Origin of the sequence: Streptomyces sp. rh34, from assembly GCF_002551245.1 — a bacterium.
GTDB lineage: Bacteria > Actinomycetota > Actinomycetes > Streptomycetales > Streptomycetaceae > Streptomyces.
Genome location: NZ_NTGZ01000360.1, coordinates 1 through 5,793 on the forward strand (window position 1 = coordinate 1; position 5,793 = coordinate 5,793).

Below are 5,793 nucleotides of genomic sequence, written 5' to 3' on the forward strand. Positions count from 1 at the left end.
CGCGAGGACTGCGCCGCCCGCCGCCGCGGCGCCCGCCGCCAGCAGCCGCGCGCCCGCGACCTGTGCCGCGTCGGGGCCGGAGAGGTCTCCGCCGGGCAGCACCCAGCCGACCAGCGCGAAGCACGGGGCGACCAGCAGGGCGAGCGCGGTCGCGGAGAGTCGGTCGCCGACCGCCCGGCTGGCGGAGCCGGCGCCGGCGAGGAGCAGCACTCCGGCCACGGCCGCGAGTACCGCCCGGGTGGTGGCGGAGCCGGTCACTCCCGGCCAGAACACCAGCAGGAGGGCGGCCACCACGGTCGCCGCGGCGGTGCCGACCAGCAGGGCGCGTGCCGCGCCGGTGTGCCAGGTGTGCAGGCGGCGGCCCACCGTCTCGGCTATCCCGTCGACCAGGTCGTCGAGCCGTGCCTCGGGAAGCGCCTCGGTGTGGGGGCGCAGATGGAGCACGGTTCCGTCGGCGAGCCCGGCGCGGGCCAGGGTCGTCTCCTCGTCGAGCGGGGCGTCACCGAGCCGCTGGAGCACCCAGCCGGCGTGGTCGAGCCCGGCCTCCTCGGCCTCCTCCCCGACGTACCGCAGCAGGGTGGGCAGCAGATCGGCGACGGGTACGTCGGCGGGCACGGCCAGATCGATGGTGACGCTCGGCGCACGTACGGTCAGGCGGCACGATTCGGCCACGGCACTGTCGGTCATCAGCAGAACTCTCGTCTTCCGTGCAGGCTTTGACAGAGGACTTCCCCGGGAGAGGGAATGTGCGAACAGTACGGATAAGTCCGCGCGGCCGTGAAACCGGGGGGCTGGGCAAGGAAATTTCGCCCTCACACCGAGCGACCGCCCCTCCCGCGTGGACAGGTCGCGTTCCGTGAATGCAGACTACTGCCTGCGGCCACCGGTCGTGCTGCGGGCCGGACCCTCGAATCCGGTAGGTGGTTGGTCATCACGGAAGTTGACCGCTCCGCGCTCCCCCGCTCGAAACATTCACCCGGTGTTCATCGGGGCGCGTACCGCCCGGAGAATCAGCCTGGTGCGGTCTTTCCCCTGCCGGTGCGCCGGTATTCGGCGGGTCGGAAAGTCAGTGAACCGGAGGTTCTGTTCCTTGAGTGTCGTGCTGTTTCGCCGCCCGGCCCGCAGGCGTGGGCCGGAGATGCCCGATGGGCAATTGACCCTCCAGGAGCCGCCCGTCCTCGCCGAGACGGTGCCCGACACCTCGGCGGTGTGGACCTACCTGCCGATGGCGCTGATGTCGGTGTCGATGATGCTGATGTTCCTGCGTCCCGGCGGCGGGAACAGCGTCTTCATGTACCTGGCGATGGGCGTCATGGCGCTCTCCGCAGGTGCCATGCTGCTGGGGCAGTTGATGCGCCGCTCCAGCGAGCGCAAGCAGCGGCTGAAGGGCGAACGCCGCGACTACCTGCGCTACCTGGCCCAGACCCGCAGGCGGGTGCGGACCACCATCGCTGAGCAGCAGCGGGCGCTCGCCTGGCGTCACCCGGAGCCGGCCTCGCTCCGCTCCCTGGCCCGCACCTCCCGGCTGTGGGAGCGCCGCCCGGCCGACGAGGACTTCGGCGAGGTCCGCATCGCGGTCGGTGAACAGCAGTTGGCCCTCACCCTGAACCCCGTCTCCACCCGACCGGTGGAGGATCTCGAACCCCTCTGCGCGCACGCCCTGCGCCGTTTCATCCGCGCCTACTCCACCATCCCGGAGCAGCCGCTGGGGCTCTATCTGCGCTCCTCGGCCAGGATCCTGCTGCGCCCGGAGGAGGCGCCGGACGAGGGGGCCGCGCAGGCTCCCGGGGAGAGCGGCGAGGAGCCGGAGGGCCCCGACGCCGTACGTGCGCTGGTGCGGGCCGTGCTGGGACAGCTCGCGGTGTTCCACGCGCCCGAGGAGCTGTGGGTCGCCCTCTGCGTCAGCGACGAGCGGCGGCCCGACTGGGAGTGGCTCAAGTGGCTGCCGCACGTGCTGGACCCGCACGAGGAGGACGGCGCGGGTCAGGCCCGCCGGATCACCGCCGACGTCACCGAGCTGGACGACCTGCTCGGCCCCGAGTTCGCCGAGCGCCCCGGGTTCGACCCGGACTCCCGCCCCGGCCGTGACGAGCCGTACACGGTCGTCGTGCTGGACGGCGTCACCGTCCCGGAGGGTCACCGCTGGGAGGGGCAGGGCTACCGCAACGCCCTGATCCTCGACGTGTCCGGGGCGCTGCGCTGGCGGCCCGGTCGCAACACGCTGCGGCTGACCGTCGGGCCGGACCGGGTGAGTCTGGTGCGTACCGACCGCAGCCGCAAGGAGCGCTCGGTGCCGTTGGGCGTTCCCGACCGGCTCGGCCCGCTCGGCGCGGAGTCGCTGGCCAGGATCCTCACCCCGCGCCGGATGGGCCTCGGCACCGACATCGCGCAGCCGCTGGACACCGACGTCGAGCTGACCACCCTGCTCGGCATCCCCGACCTGCACCGACACGACCCGCAGACCCTGTTCGACCGGCACTCCGGCTCCGGCCGGCTGCGGGTGCCGGTCGCGGTCGGTGTGGACGGCCGCCCGGTCGAGCTCGACATCAAGGAGTCCGCGCAGGGCGGCATGGGCCCGCACGGCATGCTCATCGGCGCCACCGGCTCCGGCAAGAGCGAGCTCCTGCGCACCCTCGTCCTCGGCCTCGCCCTGACCAACTCCTCCGAGACGCTCAACTTCGTGCTGGTCGACTTCAAGGGCGGGGCCACCTTCCTCGGCCTGGAGGAACTCCCGCACACCTCCGCCGTCATCACCAACCTCGCGGACGAGGTCGCCCTGGTGGAACGCATGCAGGACGCCCTGCACGGTGAACTGATCCGCCGCCAGGAACTCCTCCGCTCGGCGGGCAACTACACCTCTGCCCTGGAGTACGAGCGGGCCCGGGCCGGCGGGGCGGACCTGGCGCCGCTGCCCAGCCTGTTCGTGGTGGTCGACGAGTTCAGCGAACTGCTGTCCACACACCGGGAGTTCATGGAGCTGTTCGTGATGATCGGCCGCCTCGGCCGCTCGCTGGGCGTGCACCTGCTGCTCGCCTCGCAGCGCCTGGACGAGGGGCGCATGCACCAGCTGGAGAGCCACCTCTCGTACCGCATCGGGCTGCGCACCTTCTCCGCGATGGAGAGCCGCGGTGTGCTCGGTGTCCCGGACGCCTACGAGCTCCCCGCCGCGCCCGGAAGCGGCTATCTGAAGTCGGGGGTGGAGGCCCTGACCCGGTTCCGCGCCGCGTACTCCTCGGGGACGTACCGGCGTCGGACGGGTGCGGTGGTGCAGGCCCGGGTGGCCAGTCAGGTCGTGCCGTGGACCAGCGGCTGGGTGGTGCCCCGCACCTTGGAGACCCCGCCCGAGCCGGAGCCCGAGGCGGAGGAGACAGGGGACGAGGAGGCGCTGCTGGACGTGGCGCTCGACCGGTTGCGCGGCTCCGGACCGGCCGCCCACCAGGTGTGGCTGCCGCCGTTGGACGAGCCGTCTTCGCTGGACTCACTGCTGCCCGGCATCGTGCCGGACGAGAGCCGCGGTCTGTTCGCCGCCGGCTGGCCCGGCGCCGGGCGGCTGCGGGTCCCGGTCGGACTCGTCGACAAGCCCTTCGAGCAGCGCCGCGACCCGCTGGTCGTGGACCTCTCCGGAGCGGGCGGCCATGTCGCGGTGGCGGGCGGTTCGCAGAGCGGCAAGTCCACGCTCGCCCGCACGCTCATCGCCGCCCTCGCACTGACCCACACGCCTGCCGAAGTCCAGTTCTACTGCCTGGACTTCGGCGGCGGCGGGCTCTCCCAGCTGGCCGCGCTCCCGCACGTGGGCGGAGTCGCGGCGCGGCTCAACCCGGAGCGGGTGCACCGGGCGGTGGCCGAGGTGATGACGCTCCTGGCCCACCGCGAGCAGTTCTTCGTGGACCACACCCTCGACTCCATGCAGTCCTACCGTCGTCGCCGGGCCGCCGGGGAGTTTCCCGACGAGCCGTTCGGCGATGTGTTCATGGTGGTCGACGGCTGGTCCACGGTCCGTCAGGACTACGACGACCTGATCCCGAAGTTCAACGAACTCGCCGCCCGGGGACTCAACTACGGCATCCACCTGATCATCACCACCACCCGCTGGGTGGAGCTGTCCGCCCAGGTCCGCGACCAGGCCGGGACCCGTCTGGAGCTGCGGATGGGTGATCCGATGGACTCCGAGATCGACACCCGCAAGGCCCGTTCGGTGCCGCGCACCGGCGGCCGGGGCATCACCGCCGACAGCAAGATGCACTTCCTCGCGGGCCTGCCCCGCCTGGACGGCAGCGGCTCGCTGGAGGACCTGGGCGACGGCGTCGCCCACCTGGTCGCGGAGATCGCGCGGCACTGGCAGGGCCCTCCCGCCCCCCAGGTCCGGATGCTCCCGCACCGCCTCCCGCTCACCGATCTGCCCGCGCCCGAGGCCACGGAGGGCGGCGGCATGCGCCTGGCGCTCGGCCTCGACCAGGACGCCCTGGAACCGGTCTGGCACGACTTCAGCCGCACCCCGCACCTGATCGCGGTCGGCGACACCGAGAGCGGCAAGACCAACCTGCTGCGCCTGGTCACCCGGGGCATCACCGCCCGCTACTCCCCCGAGGAGGCGAAGATCATCGCGGTGGACTACCGCCGCACCCTGGTGGACGCCATCCCCGAGGAGTACCGCATCGGGCACGTGATCTCCCTCGACAACCTCAACGAGACCATCGAGGGCGCGGCCCGCGCGATGAAGACCCGCGTCCCGGGCGCGGACATCGCCCCGGCCCGGATGCGCCGGTGCGACTGGTGGACCGGCCCGCGTCTGTTCATCCTGGTCGACGACTACGACATGGTCTCCGGAAACTCCTTCCAGAGCCCCTTCGAGCCGCTCTTCGAGAGTCTGACGCTCGGCTACGAGATGGGCCTGCACCTGGTCGTCGCCCGCAGCGCCATGGGCGCGGGCCGCGGTCTCAGCGACGGCCTCGTCCGCCGTCTCGACGAGGCCAACAACCCGGCCGTCCTGCTCTCCTGCCCGCCGACGGAGGGCCGTCTCTTCGGCAACGCGAAGCCGCTCAACCTCCCGCCGGGCCGAGCCCTGCACATCGCCCGCCGCAAGCCACGGCTGATGCAGACGGCGCTGGTGGAGGAGGGCTGAGCGTACGGATGTGGGGGGCGCTCTCCGGCAGGAGGGCGCCCCCCACGCGTTACCCCTTGCCCGGTGCGCCCGCTCCCGCCGGGCGCCAGCCCCGGGCGCGGGCCCGGGAGAAGGCGAAACCGGCCCAGAGGACGGCGAGGACACCGGCCGAGCCGAGGAGGACGAAGAGCGTGGCCCGGCCCGTGGTGCGGTCGGTGCCGGAGGTGTCGCGTACGGCCACGGGCTCGGCGGCACGCTCGGCGCCGGCGGCCGGTGCGACCGTGTCTCCGAGGACCGTGGTGACGGCGGCGTAGGCGTCCAGCTGGGGGATGTCGGCCGGGTACGCGGTGGCGGTCAGGCGGCGGGCCACCTCGTCGGCCGAGTCGTCGGGGTGAGTGGCGCGGACGGCCGCGGCGGCCCCTGCGGTGTACGCGGTGGCCACCGCCACGCCGCCGCCGAGGTAGTGGCCCTCACCGCGCGGCCCGCCGGAGACCACCCCGGCGCCGGGAGCGGCCAGGTCGACGGTGCCGGTGGGAAGGGCGCGGTCCGGACGGTTGCCGGCGGGCAGCATGTCGGCGACCGAGAGGACGCCGGGTTCGCCGGCGGGCCAGTAGGTGCGGGAGGGGATCTCGTCGGCGGAGCCCCGCGACGGCGGGTCCGGGGTGGCCGCGGCGACGACCACCGCTCCCGCT

2 protein-coding genes and 1 pseudogene are annotated in these 5,793 nt (G+C 73.1%); 1 reads left to right on the forward strand and 2 read right to left on the reverse strand.

Annotated elements, in window-relative coordinates; genetic code table 11:
* On the reverse strand, window positions 1-687 hold a 687-nt coding region (gene eccD, locus CR470_RS35120; RefSeq protein ID WP_097871538.1), incomplete at its 3' end, for a type VII secretion integral membrane protein EccD.
* Window positions 688-1,138: 451 nt separating this feature from the next.
* On the opposite strand from eccD, the gene eccCa reads away from it, so the two are divergent.
* The gene (gene eccCa / locus CR470_RS35125; RefSeq protein WP_097871541.1) at window positions 1,139-5,122 is read left to right on the forward strand and encodes a type VII secretion protein EccCa; all 3,984 of its coding nucleotides are present in this window, start codon (window positions 1,139-1,141) and stop codon (window positions 5,120-5,122) included.
* A gap of 49 nt (window positions 5,123-5,171) precedes the next feature.
* On the opposite strand, the pseudogene CR470_RS35130 reads toward eccCa, so the two are convergent.
* Window positions 5,172-5,793: pseudogene (locus tag CR470_RS35130) on the reverse strand (S8 family serine peptidase); the annotation flags it as partial.

Excerpts from the sequence above, each read along its gene's own strand:
- eccCa (WP_097871541.1), top strand. The coding sequence starts at position 1,139 with ATGCCCGATGGGCAATTGACCCTCCAGGAGCCGCCCGTCCTCGCCGAG.